This is a genomic window from Variovorax sp. BGA-UO-ETr-C22, from assembly GCF_059567965.1.
In genome coordinates this window covers 2418871-2440658 of the sequence record NZ_JCAQPA010000011.1, presented here as the reverse complement: position 1 = coordinate 2440658, position 21788 = coordinate 2418871, and the positions used below count along the sequence as shown (strand labels likewise).

General features: G+C 67.8%; 20 protein-coding genes. 8 read left to right on the top strand and 12 right to left on the bottom strand.

Going from position 1 to position 21788, the window contains the following annotated elements:
• Nucleotides 1-73 precede the first annotated feature (73 nt).
• From AC57B8_RS31450 to AC57B8_RS31435, 4 genes are read left to right on the top strand one after another with little or no spacing between them, the layout of a single operon-like run.
• On the top strand, nt 74-2236 hold the full coding sequence (locus tag AC57B8_RS31450; protein WP_496481737.1) for a TonB-dependent receptor: 2163 nt from the start codon (nt 74-76) through the stop codon (nt 2234-2236).
• A gap of 9 nt (nt 2237-2245) precedes the next feature.
• Nucleotides 2246-2521, top strand: coding sequence for a hypothetical protein (locus tag AC57B8_RS31445; protein WP_496481736.1), 276 nt, complete (start codon nt 2246-2248; stop codon nt 2519-2521).
• On the top strand, nt 2518-2808 hold the full coding sequence (locus tag AC57B8_RS31440; protein WP_496481735.1) for a hypothetical protein: 291 nt from the start codon (nt 2518-2520) through the stop codon (nt 2806-2808). The genes AC57B8_RS31445 and AC57B8_RS31440 overlap by 4 nt, the downstream gene beginning before the upstream one ends.
• On the top strand, nt 2805-4352 hold the full coding sequence (locus tag AC57B8_RS31435) for a PepSY-associated TM helix domain-containing protein (RefSeq protein ID WP_496481734.1): 1548 nt from the start codon (nt 2805-2807) through the stop codon (nt 4350-4352). The genes AC57B8_RS31440 and AC57B8_RS31435 overlap by 4 nt, the downstream gene beginning before the upstream one ends.
• Nucleotides 4353-4924: 572 nt before the next feature.
• On the opposite strand, the gene AC57B8_RS31430 is transcribed toward AC57B8_RS31435, so the two are convergent.
• Nucleotides 4925-5710: a helix-turn-helix transcriptional regulator gene (locus tag AC57B8_RS31430; protein WP_496481733.1), complete on the bottom strand. Its 786-nt coding sequence runs from the start codon at nt 5708-5710 to the stop codon at nt 4925-4927.
• A 71-nt stretch (nt 5711-5781) separates the two neighbouring features.
• On the opposite strand from AC57B8_RS31430, the gene AC57B8_RS31425 reads away from it, so the two are divergent.
• Together AC57B8_RS31425 and AC57B8_RS31420 are read left to right on the top strand one after the other, a co-directional pair.
• The gene (locus tag AC57B8_RS31425; RefSeq protein ID WP_496481732.1) at nt 5782-6270 is read left to right on the top strand and encodes a DUF3237 domain-containing protein; all 489 of its coding nucleotides are present in this window, start codon (nt 5782-5784) and stop codon (nt 6268-6270) included.
• Nucleotides 6271-6325: 55 nt separating this feature from the next.
• On the top strand, nt 6326-7339 hold the full coding sequence (locus tag AC57B8_RS31420; protein ID WP_496482255.1) for a Bug family tripartite tricarboxylate transporter substrate binding protein: 1014 nt from the start codon (nt 6326-6328) through the stop codon (nt 7337-7339).
• 551 nt (nt 7340-7890) lie between these two features.
• Here the strand turns inward: AC57B8_RS31420 and AC57B8_RS31415 are convergent.
• Nucleotides 7891-8865 (bottom strand): Bug family tripartite tricarboxylate transporter substrate binding protein, encoded by a 975-nt coding sequence (locus AC57B8_RS31415; RefSeq protein WP_496481731.1) that lies wholly within the window; start codon nt 8863-8865, stop codon nt 7891-7893.
• A gap of 58 nt (nt 8866-8923) precedes the next feature.
• Nucleotides 8924-10243 (bottom strand): arylsulfatase, encoded by a 1320-nt coding sequence (locus AC57B8_RS31410; protein WP_496481730.1) that lies wholly within the window; start codon nt 10241-10243, stop codon nt 8924-8926.
• An 82-nt stretch (nt 10244-10325) separates the two neighbouring features.
• Between AC57B8_RS31410 and AC57B8_RS31405 the strand changes: the two genes are divergently transcribed.
• Nucleotides 10326-11252: a LysR family transcriptional regulator gene (locus AC57B8_RS31405; protein ID WP_496481729.1), complete on the top strand. Its 927-nt coding sequence runs from the start codon at nt 10326-10328 to the stop codon at nt 11250-11252.
• Between the two features lie 22 nt (nt 11253-11274).
• On the opposite strand, the gene AC57B8_RS31400 is transcribed toward AC57B8_RS31405, so the two are convergent.
• The 7 genes from AC57B8_RS31400 to AC57B8_RS31370 all read right to left on the bottom strand — a co-directional run bounded on the left by AC57B8_RS31400 (nt 11275) and on the right by AC57B8_RS31370 (nt 18916).
• On the bottom strand, nt 11275-12645 hold the full coding sequence (locus AC57B8_RS31400; protein WP_496481728.1) for an FAD-binding oxidoreductase: 1371 nt from the start codon (nt 12643-12645) through the stop codon (nt 11275-11277).
• An 8-nt stretch (nt 12646-12653) separates the two neighbouring features.
• Nucleotides 12654-13472 (bottom strand): ABC transporter permease, encoded by an 819-nt coding sequence (locus tag AC57B8_RS31395; RefSeq protein WP_095950036.1) that lies wholly within the window; start codon nt 13470-13472, stop codon nt 12654-12656.
• Nucleotides 13469-14302 carry an ATP-binding cassette domain-containing protein gene (locus AC57B8_RS31390; protein WP_495305398.1) on the bottom strand — a complete coding sequence of 278 codons (834 nt, stop codon included), beginning with the start codon at nt 14300-14302 and terminating at the stop codon, nt 13469-13471. The genes AC57B8_RS31395 and AC57B8_RS31390 overlap by 4 nt, the downstream gene beginning before the upstream one ends.
• A gap of 19 nt (nt 14303-14321) precedes the next feature.
• A complete protein-coding gene (locus AC57B8_RS31385) occupies nt 14322-15308 on the bottom strand; it encodes an ABC transporter substrate-binding protein (RefSeq protein WP_496481727.1) in 987 nt (328 codons plus the stop codon).
• A 61-nt stretch (nt 15309-15369) separates the two neighbouring features.
• A complete protein-coding gene (locus AC57B8_RS31380) occupies nt 15370-16233 on the bottom strand; it encodes a creatininase family protein (RefSeq protein ID WP_307584953.1) in 864 nt (287 codons plus the stop codon).
• A 19-nt stretch (nt 16234-16252) separates the two neighbouring features.
• On the bottom strand, nt 16253-17521 hold the full coding sequence (locus AC57B8_RS31375; protein ID WP_496481726.1) for an amidohydrolase family protein: 1269 nt from the start codon (nt 17519-17521) through the stop codon (nt 16253-16255).
• Nucleotides 17522-17698: 177 nt separating this feature from the next.
• On the bottom strand, nt 17699-18916 hold the full coding sequence (locus AC57B8_RS31370) for an MFS transporter (RefSeq protein ID WP_496481725.1): 1218 nt from the start codon (nt 18914-18916) through the stop codon (nt 17699-17701).
• A 111-nt stretch (nt 18917-19027) separates the two neighbouring features.
• Between AC57B8_RS31370 and AC57B8_RS31365 the strand changes: the two genes are divergently transcribed.
• Nucleotides 19028-19966, top strand: coding sequence for a LysR family transcriptional regulator (locus AC57B8_RS31365; RefSeq protein ID WP_496481724.1), 939 nt, complete (start codon nt 19028-19030; stop codon nt 19964-19966).
• Nucleotides 19967-19984: 18 nt separating this feature from the next.
• Here AC57B8_RS31365 and AC57B8_RS31360 read toward each other — a convergent pair whose 3' ends face one another.
• Complete coding sequence (locus tag AC57B8_RS31360; protein ID WP_435533356.1) at nt 19985-20617, bottom strand: TetR family transcriptional regulator C-terminal domain-containing protein; 633 nt, start codon at nt 20615-20617, stop codon at nt 19985-19987.
• A gap of 292 nt (nt 20618-20909) precedes the next feature.
• Nucleotides 20910-21758 carry a PhzF family phenazine biosynthesis protein gene (locus tag AC57B8_RS31355; protein WP_496481723.1) on the bottom strand — a complete coding sequence of 283 codons (849 nt, stop codon included), beginning with the start codon at nt 21756-21758 and terminating at the stop codon, nt 20910-20912.
• Between the last annotated feature and the right edge of the window lie 30 nt (nt 21759-21788).

The window sequence follows — 21788 nt, the reverse complement described above, 5'->3', positions numbered from 1 at the left end:
TTTCTTCGACCGCACGATTTTGGTGCAGCAGAATATAGAATAGTAACCATTCTCATTCGTTCTTTCTTTTATCGTGTCCCAAGTCAACCAGGCGCCCAGCCGCAAGATCCGTCTCACCCCCGTTGCGCTCGCCTTGCTGGCCTTCAGCGCCAGCGTGTCGGCCCAGACCGCCGACGCCGATCCGGCCGCCACGCTGCCCCAGGTCACGGTGCGCAGCAAGTACGAGCGCGAGGACCTGCCGGTGCGCGCATCGGGCCACAAGGCCGCATCCGGCGCGCGCCTGGGCATTCTGGGGGCTACGTCCATCGTGGACGCACCGGTTCACGTCAACGCCTACACCCGCGAGCTGGCCGAAGACTGGTCGGCGCTGACGCTGCAGGACGTGCTGGAAAACGACTCTGCGGTGGTCTTCACCACCAACAAGAATCACCTGCTGCAGAACTTCAATCTGCGCGGGCTGGACATGAGCGCGATCGACATCGCCACCAACGGCCTGTACGGCATCGCGCCTGCCAACCAAGTGCCGGTCGAGATGTTCGAACGCATCGAAGTGCTGCGCGGCCCCAACGTGCTGCTGTCGGGCATGCCGCCCGCATCCAGCGTGGCGGGCACCGTCAACATGGTGACCAAGCGCGCGCTGCCGCAGCCGATCGCCGACGTGACGATGACCTACGCCTCGCGCTCCTACTTCCAGGTGCACGCCGACGTGGGACAGCGTTTCGGCGCAGAAAAGCGCCTGGGCCTGCGCTTCAACGGCGTCTACGGCAAGGGCGAGATGGGTGCCGAGGACGAGAAGCAGTCCCGCAGGGTGGGGGCGCTGTCGCTGGACTACCTGGGCGATCGTGCCCGCTTCTCACTGGACGTGTACAACGGCGTCAACAAGATCGACAACGGCAGCCCCGGGATGTACAGCTTCCTCGGGCAGCCTCCGCAGTTGACCGGCGTGGGCTACCTGCTGGACCCGCCCAGGGGCGACGTCAACATGTTCCGCGGCACCCATGGCAAGTACGACAACAGCGGCATCCTGGCCCGCGCCGAGTTCGACTTCACCGAGAACTGGCAAGGTTATGTGGCCATGGGTGGCTCCAACTCAGTGGGCCAGGGCTTGATGTTCGGCACCCGCGCCATCGTCACCCGCGCGGACGGCACCACGCGCGGCGCCATCTACAACGTGGACACGCGCTCCCAGCGCCGCACTGCTGAAGCAGGCGTGATCGGCAAGTTCGACACCGGCAGCGTCAAGCACCGGCTGCAGCTGTCGGCGAACATCCTGACGATGAAGGAGGGCACGAACAACAACGCGTGCAACTACTGCTACACCACCAACCTGTACAACCCGGTGACGCCGGTCTTCCCCAGCGCACCGCGATGGACAGGCTATGAAACGGCAACGGTCGCCAGCAAGTACGACTTCCAGTCGCTGGCCGTGGCCGACACCATGAGCATCGCCGAAGACAAGGTGCTGCTGACCGTGGGCGGACGCCACCAGACGGTCAAGATGCCGTACAGGAACTACAGCGAAAGCCGCTTCTCCCCGATGGTGGCCGCCGTCGTGCGCCCCTGGGGCGACGACATCTCGCTGTTCGGCAACTACACCGAAGGACTGGAGCCGGGCCAGGTCGTGGGCGTCGGCTATTCCAACTCGGGCGAAGCGCTGGCACCCAAGGTTTCCAAGCAGATCGAGCTGGGCGTGAAGCTGCAGGCCGGCGAGATGACCCACACCCTCAGCGCTTTCCAGATCAAGCGTCCGTCCTTCGTCAGCGTCAGCGAAGGCGCTCGCCTGCCCGCGCTGCGCGATGACGGCGAACAGCGCCTGCAAGGCCTGGAATGGAGCGCGTACGGCAACCTGAGCACGAATCTGTCGCTGCTGGGCGGCATCACCCACATCAAGTCCAAGCAGCGCAACACCGGTCGCGATACCTATGGCGTGCCCGAATGGCGCGCGCGCATTGGTCTGGAGTGGCAAACACCCGTGCAGGGCTTGAAGGTCGGTGGCCGCGTGATCCACACCGGCGCGCAGTGGGCGGACTCGGGCAACAGGCTGCGCGTGCCGTCCTGGAACCGGCTGGACCTGAACGCCAGCTACGCCACCAAGTTCGGCAACACGCCCGTGCGATTCAACGCCAGCGTGGAGAACGTGACCGGCAAGAGGTACTGGATCGGCCTGTTCGGCGACGGCTTTGCGATGGCCGGGGCGCCGCGCACCTTCAAGCTCGCCGCCACCGTGTCGTTCTGATCTGCCGCGATGTGGATCGGTACTTTGCTGGCCGCCATTTCCGGCTGGTTTTTTCTGTGTGCCACGCGCCGCGCTGAAGGGCGGCTCCGGGGCTGGCGCGGCACGGCGCTGGGGCTGGCGGTGGCACTGCTCGCCGCGTGGCAAATGCATGCCAGCGGCATGGGGTGGGCGGTGTCCGTCGCCCAGGTGCTGGCCGTGGCCATGCTGGCCTTGCCCTGCCTGAGCTATTGGCAGGCGGCGCGCCGCCGCACTGCCAAGGCGGCCGCGCGAGGGGCTTCCCGGTGAGTCGCGCCGGCAACGGGCAGGCGGCTGTGCGCCATCTGCTGTTCAAGGGGCTGACGGGCTTCTTGCTGGGCTTTCCGCTGGCGCTGTGGCTCAGCTGGCTGCTGACCTACGGTGGCCTGCTTCCCGCCTATGTGCCCGTGCGCGATCAGATCGCCATGTGGCTCGCGGTGCTGCTGTGGGGCGCCGCGCCGTGCGTTGCCTTCCTGGCACAGAGTCGCAGGCAGTGCGCGATCGCCTTCCTGCTGGCCAATGCGGCAGCCTTCGGGGCCTGGAAGGTGCTGCAATGAAAGCGCAGACCGTCAAGGATTACCTGGCCGTCCATACCTGGGTGGGCATCCTCTGTGGGCTGGTGCTGTTTGTCGCCTTCTACGCGGGCGCCTTTTCGATGCTGGAGGCCGAGATCACTCGCTGGACGCAGCCGCCCGCGCCTGCGTCCAGTGCGGTGAGCGACGACGGCGATGCGCTGGCCGCTGCCTTCCTCGCCGCCCATCCAGAGGCCAAAGGCCGCGTGCGCCTGCGTTGGCCCGGCGCCGACAACGCCCAACCCGCACTGGCACACATGGAGCGCGGCAAGGATCCCGTGTGGTGGCAGTTGGGCAGCGATGGGCAGCTGCGTCGCATGGCCAGCATGCCGCGCGAGGACGACACCAGCGGAAATTTCGTCGACTACCTGCACCGCAAGGGCGGTCTGCCGATCCCCCTGGAGGTGGCCGAGCCGGTGATCGGCCTGGTCTCACTGGTCTACGCGCTGGCGCTGGTGTCCGGCGTCGTCGTTCTGCTTCCCTCGCTGGTCAAGGACCTGTTCTACCTGCGCCTGGGCGCCAACCTCAAGCGCATGTGGTTGGACGTGCACAACCTGCTGGGCGTGGCCAGCCTGCCATTCCATCTCGTCATCGCGTTGAGCGCCGCCGTGTTCGGCCTGCACGATGTCGTCTACCTGGCGCAGGACAAGTTCATCTACCAGGGCGGCCTGCGCGCCACGGTGGCGCGCGACAGTGTGCTCCCGCCCAAGGTGGCGCGTGCCGACTGGCTGCCGCCCAGCGAGATCAAGCGCCGTGTGCTGGAACAGGCGCCGCACTTCCAGCCGGTGGGCATGGACTACGTGATGCTGCCCACTGGCCCCGTGGCTCTGGTGGGGGGCAGCGACGAGCGGCACTTCCAGCGCGCTTCGCGCTACGGCCTGGCCTTTGTGCATCTGGGCACGGGCCAGATCTACGACCGCAGCTATCTGCCGGGCGACAGCGGCCATGGATCGACCGCACTGCTCAGCAGCCTGTTCGCGCTGCACTTCGGCAGCTTCGGAGGCGATCCGGTGCGCATCCTGTACCTGCTGCTGGGCCTCTCGGGCGCGCTGCTGTTCTATACCGGCAACCTGTTGTGGATCGAGACGCGCACCAAGCGCTTGCGACAGCCGCAGGCCGGGGCGGGCATGGAACGCCCGCGACACGTGCGCGTGGTGTCCGCCCTGACGCTGGGCGTGTGCCTGGGCTGCGCCGCCGCCTTGCCCGCCACGCTCGCGTTGGCGCGCTGGCTGGCCCCTGTGCTGGACGGTCCACTGGATGGCCTGGACGCACTGCATCAGGGCGTGTACTACGCCATCTTCAGCGCCTGCATCGCCTGGGCGATTTGGCGTGGCACGGATCGGGCCGCGCGTGGCCTGTTGTGGTTCACGGCGGCATGCAACGCGCTGGTGCCTCTGGCCGTGCTGCTGAACTTCCGTCCGGATGGGATGCTGCTGGGCGGCGTGTGTGCGCTGCTGGCGCTGTTCTTCGCGTGGCTCGGCTGGCGCCAGCGACTTGTGAATACTCCTGAGAACGACGACAGCCGGTGAGGGTGCTCAGGATGCAAACGGCCTTGTTTCGGCACTCCACTGACACGCTGATCAGAAGTTCGTCGGTCACCTGTCGTACTACCGGCAGCAGTCGATCACCGTTCGACGTGGCGTGCATACACCCCCGTGTTTGCGCATCCTCGAGGCTTGCTACAGTTGATCGCAAGTGGCCCAACATCGCGCAGGTGTAGTTCGGCAACTGCTTGCGGATCATTGAACTTCGGATGAGGGGAATTGAATGGGATGGGGAAGGTGTTTCGAGGTCGACGACTCGGCGAAGGTCCATTTCACCGACTCCAAGCTGCTCACGGCGCTGGCGTCAGCGTATCTCGGCAAGAGCGCCTGAAACCGTGATCGTTCCTCAGTTCTGGGCCGAGGGCCGGATCCAGGAGCGGGTGGCGGGAAAACAGTTGACCGTGCGCCGCTACGGCTGGTCCGACGACAGCCCGTTGGCTGCGCAGGCCCATGCCGATCAGCGCACTCGCGAAGCCTTCGACCGCATCGTCAGCGGCGAAACGTTGAAGCGTCGCGAGCGCAGGCTGGCCTACAACGGGGCGGACGGCCCCGGCGCGTCAGTTCTGGAGGGTTCGTTCTGGCAACATCAGCGCGAACAACTCGCTGCGAAAGTGGATGCCGAGCCGGCCGAAAGCGCGGTTGCGGTAGGTCTTGACCGTGGGCACTGCCAAGCTCATGTCCGCTGCGATGCCGTCCTGCGTCATACCGCGCAATAGTCGCAAGCACACTTGGAGCTCCTGCGCCGTCAGCGCCGGGCACAGGCCCAGCAACCGGCTGCGCAGTTCTTCGGTAGCAGGCGTGCGCGTGAGGGCGATGTGCTTGCGAGTCAGCGCCATCAGCAGCCGCCCCACTGCGCCAAAGTCGGCAAGCTGTGCGTCGCTGAGCGCACGCTGGTGCACATGGCGGTAGAAGTTGACGGCGAACAGCGCGTCGTCGCGGGCCGGTTCTTCCTCGACCACCGACACGCGCTCCATCACGCCGTGCGCGTCGTACACCTTGGCGCGATGCTCGGACGGCACCTCCCGCGCCGTGATGTGGCACACGCGCAGTTGCGGTGCGCTTGTTTCGCGCAAAGTGCGGTCGCCAAGGATCGGCCCCGACAGGTACGCACGCCAGCAATCTCGCGTGGTATCGGGCATGCCCCGGCTGCCGCTCAGGAAGATGGCCGGCTCCACGCCGGTGCGATAGACCGAGAACGAGCCCACCGGCAGGGCCGCCGCCATGGCCTCAAGCAGGCGAGCGCCGAAAGTCGGCTCACCGAGCACTGGCACGACCATCGGTAGGCACTGCGTCAGCGACGCTTCGACGCCTTGAGCAGGTGGTTCGGGAATCCAGGTGCGCATGGAGCAATACGGGGAATCCCGTCATCTTCCGGGATGACTGTGCCGCGCTGCCACCGGACTTACGCTAGGGCATGACTTTCCTCCTTCCAGATACCGACCCGCTCGCCGCACCGCGCCTGGCATGGTTCGCCGACGTCAGCGTCGACGTGGGCGAGCCGCTTGTGCTGGGCGACGGCCCCGAGGGACTGCGCCGTGTCGTGCCCATCACGGGAGGCCATGCCAAGGGAGAGGGCTGGAACGCGCGGGTGCTGCCCGGCGGCGCCGACTTCCAGCGCTTGGCCAGCGAGACAGTCTCCGAGCTCGATGCCCGCTACGGCCTGGAGACGGAGGCTGGCGAGCGCATCTACGTGCGCAACCGCGCGCTGCGCACCGCGCCGGCCGACGTAATGGCGCGGCTGCTGCGCGGCGATCCCGTCGATCCTGCACAGGTCTATTTCAGGTGCGCGCCCTCCTTCGAGACGCGCAGCCCCTCGCTGCGCTGGATCACCGAACGCCTGTTCGTCGGAGTCGGCGTGCGCCATCCCACGCAGGTTGTGATGCGCTTCTTCGCACTGCAGTGAGCTGACGGCGCCCGCGCTGCGCCCCCCGTTTCAACACCGACAGGAGACCTCCATGATGACCGCCTTTGCCATGGGCGCGCGCCGCCGCGCCCTCATCGCCGCCGCCACGTTGATTGGACTCGGGGCCATGCCCTGGGCCTCGCAGGCGTTCGCGCAGGCGGGTTCCGCCTACCCCAACCGGCCGGTGCGCCTCGTGGTCGGCTTTCCGCCCGGCAGCGGGCCCGACATCGTCGCGCGCCTAGTAGCCCAGAAGCTGTCGGAGGGCTGGGGCAACCTCGGCGTCGTGGTCGACAACAAGCCGGGTGCGGCAGGGCTCATCGCCGCGTCGGAGGTGGCCCGCGCACAGCCCGACGGCTACACGCTCCTGCTCGCCGAGACTGGCCTGCTGGCCATCGCGCCCAGCACCTACAGCAAACTCTCGTACGACCCGAAGAAAGACTTCGCGCCCGTGAGCCAGGTGGTCACCTCCGATTTCATGCTGGTGGTGAACCCCGCCAAGGTGCCGGCCCGCGACGTGAAGCAGTTCGTGACATGGAGCCGCGCACAGAAAGGCCTGTTCATGGGCACGTTCGGCGCCGGCACCTTGGGCCATTTCGGTGCCTTCCTGTTCGGCGACGCCATCGGCCTCAAGCCGGAGCCTGTGCACTACAAGACCACTGGCGATGCGCTGAGCGGCCTGTTCGGCGGCGACGTGGCGGGCAGCTTCGCGAGCGTGGGCCTGTCGGCGGCCAACGTGAAGGCGGGCAAGCTGCTGGCGCTGGCCTCCAGCGGCGACACCCGCAGCCCCAGCCTCCCCAACGTGCCGACCTTCCGTGAGCAGGGCTACCCTCAGCTGTCGTTCAGCGCATGGTTCGGCATCGTCGCGCCGGCGCGGACACCGCCCGAGGTAATTGCACGGTTGGAGGCCGACATCCGCAAGGCGGTGCAGTCGGCGCAAGGCAAGGCGAGGCTGGAGGACGCAGGCTTCAACGTCACAGGCACCACGTCCCGAGAGTTCGCGCACGTCATCGACGCCGACACGGTGAAGTGGGGCAAGGTGGTCGCGGCCACCGGCTTCAAGGCGGATTAAGGAGGCGCACCGTAGGGTTGTACTTCGGATCGACTGCCTGTGAGTGAGTGGTAGCCGCGCCCAAGAAAAAGCCTGCGCAAAGGCGGGCAAGGGCGACCTGGAGGGGGGAAGAGGGAGAAGGCGTGGGCCGCCGAGGTCAGTCTAGCGGGATCCTCGGCCGTGCTGGATTTGCGCCGTCTCCCCATTGATTCCCCCTCCGAAACCTTCGGATATAGGGCCGGAGAACATTTTTCAACAATATTGACGACGCTCGCAGAGCGAGGCCCTCGCTGATAACAGCGCGGAGCGCTTGGGGGCAAGGACGGTCAAGTACCCTGACGTGGGTCGTAGTCTATTGCCAGACTAAGACCGGGGAACAAAGCGGGGAACAAATCAAAGAGAGAAATTCTGATTTCCAATGGATGTAGGCTTTTCAGGGCATCATTCAGTAGACCCCAGCCAACGACCCAGGGCGTTCACTGAAATTCAGTGGACGCCCTTTTTCATTGGCCTGACGGCTTCGTTTGGACGACCCCCGCGATCCCGTCGATGGGGTGCACTCCACACGCTAGCTAGTCGATCGCGATCTTGTTCTTCTTCACGAGGTCTGCCCAGCGCCGCATGTCGGTGTGGATGTAGTCGGCGGTCTGCTTCGCGCTGCTGGCTTCGGGAAACATGCCGACGTTCTCGAAGCCTTTCATGACCTCCGGGTCCTTCAGGGCTTGTGCCACCGCTTCGTTGAGGCGATCGCTTCGGTCTGCCGGGAGGCCCGTGCGCGCAGCCAGGACGAACCACTGACTCGCTTCGAAGTTGGCAATGCCGGCTTCCCTGAGTGTCGGCACCTCGGGCAAGGAGGCGGAGCGGATCGCCGTGGAAACCCCGTACGCCTTGAGCTTGCCGGACCTGATGTGCGGGAGCACGGGTGTGATGCCCAGCACGGCCAGGGGGAGCTGTCCACCGATCACGTCGGTCACCGCCTGGTTGCCGCCCTTGTAGGGCACATGCGTCATCGTCACACCCGTCAGTGCCTGGATGAGTTCTCCGGTCAGGTGTTGGCCGGTGCCGTTGCCGGAAGAGCCGTAGCTGTACTTGTCCGGGTGGGCGGATGCGTCTGCAAGCAAGGCCTTGAGGTCCTTGGGCGCATCGGGCCGTGCCGGTCCTACGAGGACGGTGGAGCCTTTGGCGAGCATGGCGATGGCGCTCATCTCCTTGCCGATCTGTGGCATCGGGATGCTCGTGAGCACCGGGCCGGGGACCGTCACCAGGGTGTAGCCATCGGCGGGCTGGGTTGCCACATACCGCAGCGCGAGCGAGCCCGTGGCACCGGGCTTGTTGTCGACCACGATGGGTTGGCCGAGCGTCGCCTCCAGCTTGCGGGCGACAAGGCGCGTGACGACATCGACGCTGCCCCCGGGTGGGTAGCCGACGACCCAGGTGATCGCTCGAGAGGGGTACTTCTCTTGCGCGAGCGTCGCAGAAGAAGCCAGCGCCGTGAGTGCGCAGAAGATCAGAAAGAGGCCTCGGCGGCCGCCTGGATGCTTGGACATGGGGTGAGCCTTCTGGGACGGTGGGGAGATGCGCGAGCGCGTCAGGGATTCCGCGGCCTCAGTCCGGCGCGCCCGGCGCCGTGTGAGGATGTGCTGCCGCACTCTGATGAAAGGCGCGGACCATCCGCTGGATCGGCCCCAGGACCCACGTGTTGTAGACGAGCACATCCGACTCCTCCTTGGGGTCGCGCGTGATGTTGAAGAGATAGGGCGATTCGAGCTTGCCCTTGCCTTCGTTCACCTCGGGCTCCCAGTACAAATGCAGCTTCCAGTCGCGCCACTTCACTGCGCGCAACTCGTTCTTGATGTGAAAGAGAAAGCCCTCGCGCAGGGACTTCTGTTCGCCGAGGAAAAAGAGCATCTGGTCGATGCCGTCGATCGGCCTGTCCTCGGGAATGCGGGCGCCGCCCGCGCGTGCCAGCGTGGAGAAGAGGTCGGTGACGTGCACGATCTCGTTGCTCACCCGGCCCGCGGCGATCTTGCCCGGCCAGCGCACGATGCACGGCACGCGCAGGCTGCCTTCCATGGCCGTGTGATAGGTGCCGCGCCAGGGGCCGGCCGTGCCGCGGTACGGAGCGCGGAACTCGGGGCCGTTGTCGCTCGCGAAGATGAAGAGGGTGTCTTCTGAGATGCCGAGGCGCTCGATCTCGTCGATGACCTGGCCCACGCGGTGGTCCATCTCGACCATGGAGTCGGCGAAATCGCCATGGCCGGTGCGGCCCGCGAAATCGCGGTGAGGCAGGGTGGGAAAGTGCAGGTGCGTGAGCGGCAGGTAAAGGAAGAACGGCTTCTGTACCGCGTGGTTGCGCTGGATGAATTCCAGGGACCGGTTCGTCAGCGTTTCATCGATGCGCCGGCGCGAATCCAGGTTGTATTCCTCCACGTTTTCCGAGGGCGCACCGGCACGGCCCTGCATGATGTACGGGATGTCCGCCACGCTCGGGTCGTAGCCGACACTGGCCGTGAACTGGCTCTCGTCCGTGGTGCGCGGAATGCCGTACCACTCGTCGAATCCCCGGTCGCTCGGGAAGCGGCCTTGAACATCGCCCAGGTGCCATTTGCCGTAGTGCGCAGTCGCATAACCCTGTGCCGAGAGCAACTGCGCCAGCGTGATCTCGCGGCGTGCCAGGCCCTGAGGCAGGCCGGGCGGCACCGATTGCAGGCAGCCCGTACGGATCGGATGCCGCCCGCTCATCAGCGCGGAGCGCGTCGGCACGCAATCGCTCTCGACATTGAAGTTCTGCAGCAGAAGGCCTTGGCTGGCGAGCGCGTCGATGCGTGGCGTGGGCGCGCCCCGCAGCGCCCCGCCGCCGTAGCAGCCGAGCTCGCCCCAGCCGAGGTTGTCGGCAAGGATGAGAACGATGTTGGGTAGGTTCATGGAGGGACTCATTTCGACTGCAGTCTAGGAACGGCTAGGATTCGAGTGTTTCCAATTGGGAAATCTTCGTTAACTTTTATTCATGTCCTTTTCGGCACGCGACCTCGACTACTTCCTGGAAGTGGCGCGCCATGGGCAGCTGGCCCGTGCAGCAACCAGCCTGACGGTGACGGCCGCGGCGCTTTCCAAGGCGATCCGTCGGCTGGAGGACGAGATGGGGCTCGGTCTCTTCGAGCGCTCGGGCCACGGCATGACGCTCACCCCGTTCGGCGTCGCGTTCCGCGAACGTGCGCAACGCATGAAGTCCGAGCACGACGAGGCGCTTCGTCATGCGGGCGACGTCCGTGCAGGACGTGCCGGGCTCATCCGCGTGGGCGCGACGCTGGCGGTTCTGGATGCCGTGCTTTCACCGGCGCTTGCGGCGCTGCAGCCCCGTCGCCCGGGCATGCATGTGCGCCTGGAAGTGGCGTCTTCGGACGAATTGATCGACTGGACGCGCCAGGGCCTGCTCGATGTCGCCGTGATTCCGACCTATGAATCCATGCCGCACGGCCTGGTGCATGAGGACCTCCTGACCGATGCGCTCGTCGCCGTGGCGCGCGTGGGGCATCCGGTCTTCGCGCGTCGCCGTCTCACGATGGGCGATCTGTCGAAATTCCCCTGGGTGCTGCCGTCCGTTCATTCGGCCGCACGCGCGAAGTTGGACGAGGTATTTCGATGCGCGGGCGCGACGCCGCCGCAAGGCGCGATCGAGGTGCACTTCAGTGCATCCTGGTCGCTGCCGGTGCTTGCAGCGACCGATCTGATGGGCATCGTCCCGGTCTCCGTGCTCGCACTGCCCCAGGCGCGTGGTGTCAAGGTGATTCCCGTTGACGCGCTGTCGATTCCGAGGCGCATCTCGCTTTTCTCACGTCCGAATACTTATCGCTCCCCACTCCTCGAGGAGTTCGTGCAGGCGCTCAAGGCACTGGCGCCGACGCAGCGAAGCAGCGCGGCGCGCAAGGGCTGACGGGCGCTCGCTGAGGCCGTTTTCAGGCCGCGGTCGCCGCCTTCACCGGCCAGTCGCGCAGCTTGCCCGGGTTCAGCAAGCCCATCGGGTCGAAGCGCTTCTTCACCTCGATGACTTCCGGCGGCAGCGGCCCGCCGGCCTTGCCGTCTTCCACGATGTTCACGTGCGGGTTGTTGATGTGCACCTGGTGCGCGCGGTGGATGTCGATGATCTTGTTCAGGCGATCCTCGGTGCTGAAGCGCACCAGCTGCAGCCCGCTGCAGGTCAGCAGCCCCGCCGCGTTGCGCAGGAACTCGACGTGCATCATGACCTCGCCGCCCAGCAGCTTCTCCATCTCGATGACCTGCTCGACATGCTTGCCGGGAATGAAGCCGCTTTGCAGGTAGGTCAGCGTCGGGTCGATCTTCAGCGCGTGCAGCGTCGTGTGGTTCCAGGTGAATTCCATCAGCGTGCGGTTGCTCTTCTGTACTTCGGCGGCCGTCTTGCGGTAGCTCACGGTGCCGCCGTGCGCCTGCACCAGCAGCATCATGGCCGGCTCGCTCGGCTCGGCCACCAGCGACAGCACCGTGTGGCAGCCCTTGGGCAGGTGCGTCGCCAGCTGCGCGAGGTGGTCGGCGATGGGCGCCGCGAAGAAGGTGACGCCGCGCTTCACGATACCCGGCGCATGCGCGAGCTTGTCCGCGAAGTTCAGCGCGTTCTCGAAGTCGTCGAAGGTCACCAGCGTCTCGAGCCACGGATGCGCGGGCGCCAGTGCGATCTCCAGTTCCAGCACGAGGCCGTTGGTGCCCCACAGGTGGTGCATGCGCATCGCTTCGGCGCCGCGCAGCTCGATCACCTGCGGCTCGGCCTCGATGGTCATCGCGCGAATGCCCAGCACATTGCCGGGGGCGCCCAGCGGCCCGTAGTTGATCGAGCCCACGCCGCCGAAGCCGCCGCCGAACAGGCCGCCCAGTGTTGCGCTGCGGTAGGTCGAGGGCACGCAGCGCATCTCCTGGCCGGTGGGTTTCGTCTGCTTCTCGAGTTCGCCCAGGCGGATGCCGGCCTGCGCGCGCGCCACGCCGGGCTGCACCCACAGGCAGGCGTTGTAGGCCGTCATGTCGAGCACCACGCCGCCGGCGAGCGGCGTGGTCTGGCCGTAGTTGCCGGTGCCGCTGCCGCGAATGGTGATGGGCACGCCGCGGCGCGCGCAGGCGCCGACCACCGCGCGGATGTCTTCCTCGGTGCGCGGGCGCACCACCACGTCGGCGCGCTTGTCCTTCAGCTGGCGCGTGAGCACCGGGCTGAACCAGGAGAAGTCCTGCGAGAGGCGCGTGACGCGGCCTTCGTCGGTGATCCAGTCGAGGTCGGGGAGTTCGAGCAGCAGTTGTTCGATGGCGGAAGCGGGAGCGTTCATGGTCGATTTCAATCCTGGGAAAGTTCGCTCGCGTGCCACGAGCCCAGCGCCACCTTGGTGAGCCAGGCCATCAGCACGAAGAGCGCCACACCGGTGAGGGAGATGAGCAGCAGGGCCGCGAACATGCGCGGAATGTTCAGCTGGAAGCCCGCCTGCAGGATCTGGTAGGCCAGCCCGGCGCCGGAGCCGCCCGTGCCGGCCACGAACTCCGCCACCACCGCGCCGATCAGCGCCAGGCCGCTGGAGATGCGCAGCCCGCCGAAGAAGTAGGGCAGCGCGCTCGGGATGCGCAGGCGCACCAGCTGCTGCCAGCGCGTGGCGCGGTTCAGCTTGAAGTAGCTCTGCAGGTCGGGGTCGATGCTGCGCAGGCCCAGCGTGGTGTTGCTGATGATGGGAAACAGCGCCACCAGCGCCGCGCACACCGTCATGGCCGCCACCGGGTTCTTCACCCAGATGATGATCAGCGGCGCCACGGCCACGATGGGCGTGACCTGCAGCAGCACCGCGTACGGAAAGAGGGCGGTCTCGATGCGCTTGCTCTGCACGAACAGGAACGAGATCAGCACGCCCGCCACCGTGGCCAGCGCGAACGACAGCACCGTGATCTTCAGCGTGACCAGGAGCGCGCTGCCCAGCGGCGCCCAGTCGGTCACCAGCGTCTGCATCATCAGCCAGGGCGAGGGCACGAGGTAGGGCGGCAGTTCCATGGCCACCACCATCCATTGCCACAGCGCGACCAGCACCACGCCGATGAGCACCGGGTAGAGCACGCGCTGCACGCGCGGCTGGCCCAGCAGGGGCGTCGCGGGTTTCGTCGTCGTCTTCATGGCGCGGCCTCCTCTTCTTCTGTGGTGCTGGCGCGCAGCAGGCTGTCCTGCAATTGCTTCGCGTGGCGCGCGAACGCGGGCGTGACCATGAAGTCGGCCTGGCGCGGGTAGGGCTCGTCGATCTGGAACTGCTCGACCACGCGACCTGGCCGCGCGGCCATCATCACCACGCGGCTGGACAGGAACACCGCCTCGTGGATCGAGTGCGTCACGAAGATCACCGTGAGCTTCTTCTTGCGCCACAGCTCGAGCAGGTCGGCGTCGAGCTTGTGGCGCGTGATCTCGTCGAGCGCGCCGAAGGGCTCGTCCATCAGCAGCAGGTCGGGCTGCGTGACCAGGCCGCGCGCGATCGACACGCGCATCTGCATGCCGCCCGACAGCGCGCGCGGCAGCGCACTGGCGAACTTCTCCAGCCCCACGAGCGCGAGCGATTCCGTCACCCGCGCATCGGCCTCCTTGCGGGGCACGCCGGCCAGGTCCAGCGGCAGCCGCACATTGGTCTGCACGCTGGCCCACGGCATCAGCGTGGGCGACTGGAACACGAACGACATCTTGTGCGGGCAGTCGTGCAACTGCGCCACGGGCTTGCGCCACACCAGCAGGCGCCCGTCGCTGGGTTCGAGCATGCCCGCCACCATCTTCAGCAGCGTGCTCTTGCCGCAGCCCGAGGGGCCGAGCAGCGTGACGAACTCGCCTTCGGCGATCGACAGGTCCACCGGCAGCAGCGCCTGCGTGCCGTTGGGGTAGGTCTTCTCGGCCGAGAGCACTTCCACCGCGGGCACGGCGGGGGTGGTCGGCGGTGCGAGGGTGTGGGGTTCGATGCGGTTCATGAAGAAGAGGCGACGAAGTTCAGGGCAGCACCTTGGCGTCCTTCACGAACTCGGTCGTGTAGGTCTTGGCCAGGTCGACCTTGGCGGGGTCGAGCAGCTTCGCGTTCACCAGGAAGTCGTAGCTCGCCTTGGCGCGCGCGTCGGTCATCACGCCGATGCCCAGCTTGGCCGCGTCGCCGCCCGTGACCATGCCCATCTCTTTCAGCTTGGCCACGCTGTAGGCGAGCTGGTCGTCGGTCATGTTGGGGTTGTCCTTCTTGATCAGCGCGTTGGCCGGTACCGGGTCGGCCAGGTAGCTCTTCCAGCCTTCGGCCGAGGCCTTCACGAAGGCGGCGACCTGCTTGCTGCGCTCCTTCACCGTCTTGTCCATGCACGACACGGTGACCGCGTAGGAGGGGTAGCCGTGATCGCTGAACATCAGCACCGTGCTCTTCACGCCGGCCTTCTGGATGGCGTAGGGCTCGGAGGTTAGGTAGCCCTGCTGCGCGGTGTTCGGGTCGGCCACGAAGGGCTGGATGTTGAAGGTGTAGGGACGCGTCTGTTCGTCCTTCAGGCCGAAGCGGGCCTTGAGCCAGGGCCAGTAGCCGCGGTTGGCCTGCGCGCCGATCAGCAGCGTCTTGCCCTTGAGGTCCTCGAACTTCTTGACGTCGTCGTGCGCGATCAGCACCTGCGGGTCCTTCTGGAAGAAGGCCGCCACGTTGACCACGGGCACGCCGCCTTCGCGCACCTGCATCATCTGGATGTCGCTCGATCCCATGATGCAGTCGGCCTGTCCCGCGGCCATCATCTGCGTGATGTTGACCTGCGGGCCGCCCATGCGGATCGTCACGTCCAGGCCGTGCTTCTTGTAGATGCCCTGCGCCACCGCCTGGTAGAAGCCGCCGTGCTCGGCCTGCGCGTACCAGTTGGTCATGTAGGTGAACTTGTCCTGGGCCTGTGCGGGTGCAACGGCCGTGAGGAGCGAGAGCGCGGCGGCGCCGGCCAGGGAAAGAGCGAAGGAACGCATGGTGGGGACCTCTCGAAGGCGGGATGAAAAAGAAGAACGAAGCCGTTGCAAGGAGCGCGCCTCAGGCCGGCACGAACGACTGCTGGATGAAGCCCTGCTGGTGGCCGCGCTCCCAGGTGGCTTCCTCGCGCACGACCCAGCGCAGCGCATGAAGCTCGGTCAGCGCCTGCGCCCAGCTGTCCGAGAGCGTGTCCAGGATCTCCAGGCCCTGTTCGCGCGTGGCGCTGGTGGGATCGCCGATCACGCCGCTGGGGCCGAAGTCGCGCGCGGTCCAGGCGCAGGCCGGGCGGCCGTCGGCCGACAGCAGCTTGATCGGGAAGGGCGGCGGAAAGTTGGCCGCCGCGCGTTCCATGTGCACGGTGTCGGGCGCCAGCGCGAGCATCAGCGCGGTTTCGGAATGGCCTGCGTGCATCGCGAGCTTCTTCTCCTGCTCGCTCACCTGCCGGCTCGCCGCGCTGGGCAGGCGCGACACGCCGTGCGGCACGATCACGAAGTCGCCATGGCGCAGGCGCAGTTCGCGCGCCGCCATCTCCAGCACCTGCGGCTGGCCGCCGTGCCCGTTGGCGAACAGCAGCTTGCGAAAGCCCGAGCGGTACACCGATTCGCCGATCTCGATCACGGTCGACAGCAGCGTGGTGCCCGTGAGCGTCACCGTGCCGGGAAAGTGCAGGTGCTCTTCCGACTTGCCGTAGGTGATCGGCGGCAGGGCAAAGGCGCGCACCTCGGCCGGCAGCTTCTCCAGCGCCTTGCCCATCACGCCCGAGGCGATCACGCTGTCGACCGAGCACGGCAGGTGCGGGCCGTGCTGCTCGATCGCGCCGCACGGCAGCACGATGACGGTGTTCTCGCGGTCGGGCAGCGCGGCGATTTCGGTCCAGCTCAGGTAGGGCAGGAAGCGGTGGGGCGGGATGTAGCCGTGGAGCATGGGAGTCCTTGCGTGTTCTTTATTCGGGGAAGAAAGGCGATGCGTCGCCGTGCGTCACGCGGCCGTCGCGCAGCACCACGCGGGTGGCGCTGCGCGAGGGCCAGCCGTGGCGGTCGGCCTGCGTGAACAGCACCAGGTCGGCTTTCGCGCCGACCAGCGTGGGCGTCGTCGTGGCGGGCGCGCGTTCCAGCCAGTCGCTGCGGCACAGCGCCTGCGACCAGCGGTCGAACGGTTCGTCGAGCTGTGCCACCAGCGCGGCCGTGCCCAGCGCCTCGACGGGGTCGAAGCTGCCGAGGCGGCAGAACGGGTCCTGCACGTTGTCGCTCGCGAACAGCAATGGAATGCCGCGTGCATGCGCTTCCTTGACCAGCGTGATGCCGCGCTGGCGCGGCGTGCGCCCGGTGACGGCGTCCTGCAGCAGCAGGTTGGTGGCGGGCAGCGACACCACGGTGATCGGCGCGCGCGCCACGGCGTCCAGCGTGGCGAAGGCCTGCGCCTCGGGCTGGGCCGCCAGCGCGCAGAGGTGGCCGCAGACCACGCGGCCTTCGTAGCCGATCTCGCGCAGGAGGCGCGCGGTGGTCTGCAGGCCCACGGCCGAGGCGTCGAGTTCCTCGTCCACGTGCAGGTCGATGTCGAGCTCGCAGGCCTGCGCCGCCACCAGCAGGTTGCGCAGCGCGTTCTCGCTCCAGTTGGTGGAGTGCACGAAGCCGCCGAGCAGTGCGTGCGGTCCGGTGGCCTTCACCTGCCGCGCCAGGCGCAGCGCCTGCGACGCGTCTTCGAACAGGGGCAGCTTGATGAGGGCGACCTGCTCCAGCCGCACCCGGCCGGCCCATTCCTGCGCCAGCTCGGCCATGACGGGCCAGGCCGTGGGCAGCGCATCGGGCTCCCACCAGTCGACGTGCGTGCGCACATGGGCGGTGCCGCATGCCCAGGCCCATTGCAGGCCGCGCGATGCACGCTCGCGCACGTCGGCGGGCGTCCAGTGCACGCGGTCGGCCAGCATCGCGTCGATCGCGCCGAGCAGGCCGGGCTGCACCTTTTGCATGCGCGCCAGCGTGAACGCCTTGTCCAGGTGCGTGTGCGCGTCGACGAAGGCGGGGAGGGCGAGCGTGCCGGCGAGGTCCCAGCCGGCGCCCGGCGTGATGTCCCTCGCGGGTTGCACCGACCGCACGCGGCCGGCCTCGATGGCGATGCGTGCGAGTTCGGGCACCCCGTGGCGCTGCGGCCAGTCGGCGGGCAGCAGCCAGCGTGGCAGCCGTGCGTTGTCCAGCAGCGTGGGCGCGTTCATGGGAAACGCGCTCCCGCCGGGCCTGCGGGGGCGCTGGTTTCCATCGACAGACAGGAGGCAACGCGGGCGTGCATGAATTTGACCAATCAATCAGAGCAACTGGTCAGGTTATGCAAGCGACGTGCCAGTCCGGGTGCACCGGACTGGGGAGGCGGGCGGGGCCCGCGGCGGATGCGCTTAGCTTGCCTGGCGCGGCCAGAGCCGCACCGCCAGCGCGGCGGCGGCCGTGACGGTTGCCAGCGCCGTCACGCCGGCCCAGCCCCAAGAAGCGAGCACCAGCGCGCCCAGCGCCGAGCCGGTCGCCATGCCGATGAACATGCTGGTGAACAGCACGGCGTTGAGCCGGCTGCGCGCACCGGGCTCGATGCCGTAGACGATCGTCTGGTGGGCAATCAGCGCCGCCTGCATGCCCAGGTCGAAGCCGATCGCGGCCAGCGCCAGCAGCCACAGCTGCGCATGCGGCGCCATCAGCGGTGCCAGCCCCATGGCTGCGAACGACACCAGCGCCAGCCCCGCGCCCAGGCGCGTCACCAGCTCCGGTCCGCGCCGGTCGGCCAGTCGCCCCGCCAGCGGCGCCGCCAGCGCACCCGCCGCGCCGGCCAGGCCGAAGGCGCCTGCCGCCGCGCTGCCCAGATGGAAGGGCGCGCCGTGCAGCATCACGGCCAGCGTCGACCAGAAGGCGCTGAATCCCACGGCCAGCAGCGCCTGGGCCAGCGCCGCGCGGCGCAGCGTGCCGTGGCGCGACCACAGCGTGCCCAGCGAGCCGAGCAGGGCGCCGTAGGCCAGGTGCGTCGTCGGCCGAAAGCGCGGCAGCCCGCGCCAGGCCGCGGCGCCGATGAGCGCGATGCTGGCCGCGGCCGCGATGAACATGGCGCGCCAGCCGAAGTGCTCGGCCACGAAGCCACTCACCACGCGCGACAGCAGGATGCCCAGCAGCAGCCCCGTCATCACCGTGCCGACCGTCTTGCCGCGCGTGGCGTCGGGCGCCAGCGTGGCGGCGGCGGGCACGAGGTCCTGCGCCATCGTGGCCGCCAGCCCGATCGCGAGGCTGGCCGCGAGCAGCACGCCGATCGACGGTGCCGCGCCGGCCACCAGCAGCGCGGCGCACAGTGCCCCGGCCTTGATCAGCACGATGCGGCGCCGGTCGAAGCGGTCGCCCAGCGGCGCCAGCAGCAGGATGCCCAGCGCATAGCCCAGCTGCGTGAGCGTGGGAATGAAGCCCACCGCGCGGGTGGAGGCGCCGATGTCGGCGCCCAGCACCCCGAGCATCGGCTGGGCGTAGTAGAGCGAGGCCACCGACAGGCCCGCGCCGGCGGCCAGCAGCAGGATCAGCGAGGCCGGCAGGCCGTGCCCCGGCGCGGCGGCCGGTACATGCGTGGTTTGAATGGAAGACATGGTGTTAACCCTCGATTATCGAAGCAAGGGTTGGAATGTGCCCGTTGGGGTCTTGGCTTGGTAGTCCCGTGAATCGCACAATGCCCATACGCCAAACGTATAAATGAGGCCATGTCAACTTCACCTGCCGTCGACCGCATCGAGCTGATGCAGACCTTTCTTCACATCGTCGAGGCCGGCAGCCTGTCGGCGGCCGCGCTCCAGATGGGCGCGACCCAGCCCACCGTGAGCCGTCGCCTGCAGGCGCTGGAGCGCTCGCTGGGCGTGCGGCTGCTGCGCCGCTCCACGCACGCCATGAAGCTCACGGAAGACGGCGAGCGCTGCTACGAGCGGGCCCGGGAGCTGATCGCCGACTGGCACGCTTTCGAGGCCGACCTGCGCGGCGTGGGCGACGAGCCCGAGGGCACGCTGCGGGTGGTCGCGCCGCATGCGCTGGGCCAGCTGCTGCTGGTCGGTCCGCTGGCCGAGTACCTGCGCGCCTATCCGCGCGTGTCCGTCGAATGGCTGCTGAACGACCGCCGGCCCGACTTCATCGCCGAAGGCGTCGACTGCGCGATCCAGGTCGGCGAGATGACCGATGCCATGGCCGTGGCGGTGAAGGTCTCGGAGGTTCCGCGCGTGGTGGTCGCCGCGCCCTCGCTGCTGGAGGGCCGCCCGCCGCCCGCGCACGCGGCGGAACTGGCCGAGCTGCCGTGGCTCGCGCTGCGCACCTTCTATCGCAACGAGGTGCTGCTCACGCACCGGCCGACCGGCGAGATCGCGCGCGTGCCGATCCGTCCACGCATGAGCACCGACAGCCTCTATGCGCTGCAAAGCGCGGCGCGCATGGGACTGGGCGCCTGCCTGGGCTCGGCCTGGCTGCTGAACGAGGACATCGCCGCCGGACGGCTGGTGCAGCTCGTGCCGCAATGGCATGTGGCGCCGCTGCCCGTCTACCTGACCTACCCGCACGCGCGCTTCCAGCCGGCGCGCCTGCGCCGCTTCATCGAGATGATGCGGCTTGCGCTGGCCGACCCGACGGGCCAGGTCTGGGAGGCGCGCGTGGCCTGAGCGAGGGCGGCGCGGAACTCAGTCCTTGATGCCGCAGCCGCCCAGGACGAACGCCACCAGTTCCCGCGCGATCGGTTCGCGGTCGATCGGCGCTTCGGGTGGCAGGCCGAGCATCACGCGCGTCTGGATCGCGTAGTCGGCGTAGCTCTGGGTCATGGCCCAGATGTGCATCAGCAGCAGGCGCGCATCGAGCGGGCGCATCTGCCCGCGCGCGATCCAGCCGTTGATGATGTCGACCTTCTTCTGCGTCCACGCCTGCGCGTTGGGCCAGTAGCGGTCGAGGTTGCGTCCGCCGTCGAGCACCTCGCGCGTGAAGATGCGCGAGATCTCCGGGTTGTCGAACGCGTGGTCGAGCTTCTTGCGGATGTAGTCGCCCAGCACCGTGGCCGGGTCGCTGGCGTCCTCGAACGAGAACACCACCTTCCACGCATGCAGCACCTGCATCAGCAGCTCTTCGTAGAGCTCTTCCTTGCCGGCGATGTAGTAGTGCAGCTGGGGCTTGGTGAGGCCGGCGCGCGCGGCGATGGCCTGGGTGGAGGTGCCCTTCAGGCCGTGCAGGCTGAACTCGGTCACCGCCGCCGTGCGGATGGCCGCCATGATGCGTTCACGCCCCGGCCTTGCGCGCGACAGCGGGCCGTCGGGGGCGGGCATTTCTTGGGCGATGGCAGGGGGCACGGGGGCGGTGGCGACGGTCATGGGCGTGGGAGGCGCGGCGTGCGCCCGGCCGATGGTAATCCTTGGCCCGTGGCCCTTTCTTGCGATGAGTGCGCCTGCGCCTTTCTCGATGGGCGATGAAAGGTGACAGCGGTCGGCATCGAGGCGTTTCCCTGAGCTACTTTTTTTCTTCCCCTTGCCTCTACCAGCGCCGAACCGCTGTCGAAAAGTAGTGTGCGCAACGCAGGTGAAGTCAGAGTGAAGTCTGTGCAGGCCTTGCGTGAACGGATCAGAGGCCGTCCAGTTCGCCCTTGACGTGCGTGCGCGTGTCGCCGCCGACCCAGACCTGGCCGGCGTCGTCGCGGGTCAGGTGGATGCGGCCCTGCCGGCCCAGGCGTGTGCCCTGCGCGGCGACATAGTCGTCTTGTGCCACGCCCGTGGCGAAGAGCCACTGCGCGAGCGAGGCATTGAGGCTTCCCGTGACGGGGTCTTCGACGATGGCGCCCAGATGGTCGGTGAAGAAGGCGCGCACTTCGAAGGCCGCATCGCCGCCCTCGGCATGAGGGCCGACCACGCCGACGTCGATGCGCGTGGGCCAGCGCCGGGCCGGCTCCAGAGACAGCACCTTGTCTGCCGACGCCAGCCGGATTCCCAACCAGCCGGGACCGTTGTCGATCCAGGCGGCGTCGTGGATGTCGTCGGCTTCGATGCCCAGCAGCCGCCGTGCATCGTCGAGTTCGGCCGGGGTCGGCGCGCCCGAGCGGATCAGCGGCGGCGCGGCGAACGCAAGCCGTCCCTGGTCGCGCCGAATCTGGACCAGCCCCGCGCCGCACTCCTGCGTGATCACCGTGGCTTGTTGCCTGGGCGCGCCCTGGCCCGAGAGCCAGGCGTGGCAGCTGCCGAGCGTGGGGTGCCCTGCAAAGGGCATCTCCCGGTCCAGGGTGAAGATCCTCACGCGGTAGTCCGCCTCCGGGTGCGTGGGGGCGAAGACAAACGCGGTTTCCGAGAGGTTGAACCAGCGCGTCAGCTGCTGCATGTCGTGCGTGGCGAAGGCATCGGCGCCGGTGACGACCGCCAGCGGATTGCCCGAGAGCGGGCCGGCGCCGAAGACGTCGACCATGTGGACGGTGATGCTCATGAGCGTAGTCTTTCGCTGGGATTCATTGGA

Excerpts from the sequence above, each read along its gene's own strand:
- AC57B8_RS31380 (WP_307584953.1), bottom strand. The coding sequence starts at position 16,233 with ATGCTCCACGGCTACATCCCGCCCCACCGCTTCCTGCCCTACCTGAGC.
- AC57B8_RS31415 (WP_496481731.1), bottom strand. The coding sequence starts at position 8,865 with ATGTCCAAGCATCCAGGCGGCCGCCGAGGCCTCTTTCTGATCTTCTGC.
- AC57B8_RS31400 (WP_496481728.1), bottom strand. The coding sequence starts at position 12,645 with ATGAACGCTCCCGCTTCCGCCATCGAACAACTGCTGCTCGAACTCCCC.
- AC57B8_RS31360 (WP_435533356.1), bottom strand. The coding sequence starts at position 20,617 with ATGCCCGCCCCCGACGGCCCGCTGTCGCGCGCAAGGCCGGGGCGTGAA.
- AC57B8_RS31390 (WP_495305398.1), bottom strand. The coding sequence starts at position 14,302 with ATGAACCGCATCGAACCCCACACCCTCGCACCGCCGACCACCCCCGCC.
- AC57B8_RS31405 (WP_496481729.1), top strand. The coding sequence starts at position 10,326 with ATGTCCTTTTCGGCACGCGACCTCGACTACTTCCTGGAAGTGGCGCGC.
- AC57B8_RS31420 (WP_496482255.1), top strand. The coding sequence starts at position 6,326 with ATGACCGCCTTTGCCATGGGCGCGCGCCGCCGCGCCCTCATCGCCGCC.
- AC57B8_RS31435 (WP_496481734.1), top strand. The coding sequence starts at position 2,805 with ATGAAAGCGCAGACCGTCAAGGATTACCTGGCCGTCCATACCTGGGTG.
- AC57B8_RS31385 (WP_496481727.1), bottom strand. The coding sequence starts at position 15,308 with ATGCGTTCCTTCGCTCTTTCCCTGGCCGGCGCCGCCGCGCTCTCGCTC.
- AC57B8_RS31375 (WP_496481726.1), bottom strand. The coding sequence starts at position 17,521 with ATGAACGCGCCCACGCTGCTGGACAACGCACGGCTGCCACGCTGGCTG.
- AC57B8_RS31355 (WP_496481723.1), bottom strand. The coding sequence starts at position 21,758 with ATGAGCATCACCGTCCACATGGTCGACGTCTTCGGCGCCGGCCCGCTC.
- AC57B8_RS31395 (WP_095950036.1), bottom strand. The coding sequence starts at position 13,472 with ATGAAGACGACGACGAAACCCGCGACGCCCCTGCTGGGCCAGCCGCGC.
- AC57B8_RS31445 (WP_496481736.1), top strand. The coding sequence starts at position 2,246 with ATGTGGATCGGTACTTTGCTGGCCGCCATTTCCGGCTGGTTTTTTCTG.
- AC57B8_RS31425 (WP_496481732.1), top strand. The coding sequence starts at position 5,782 with ATGACTTTCCTCCTTCCAGATACCGACCCGCTCGCCGCACCGCGCCTG.
- AC57B8_RS31365 (WP_496481724.1), top strand. The coding sequence starts at position 19,028 with ATGTCAACTTCACCTGCCGTCGACCGCATCGAGCTGATGCAGACCTTT.
- AC57B8_RS31370 (WP_496481725.1), bottom strand. The coding sequence starts at position 18,916 with ATGTCTTCCATTCAAACCACGCATGTACCGGCCGCCGCGCCGGGGCAC.
- AC57B8_RS31410 (WP_496481730.1), bottom strand. The coding sequence starts at position 10,243 with ATGAACCTACCCAACATCGTTCTCATCCTTGCCGACAACCTCGGCTGG.
- AC57B8_RS31430 (WP_496481733.1), bottom strand. The coding sequence starts at position 5,710 with ATGCGCACCTGGATTCCCGAACCACCTGCTCAAGGCGTCGAAGCGTCG.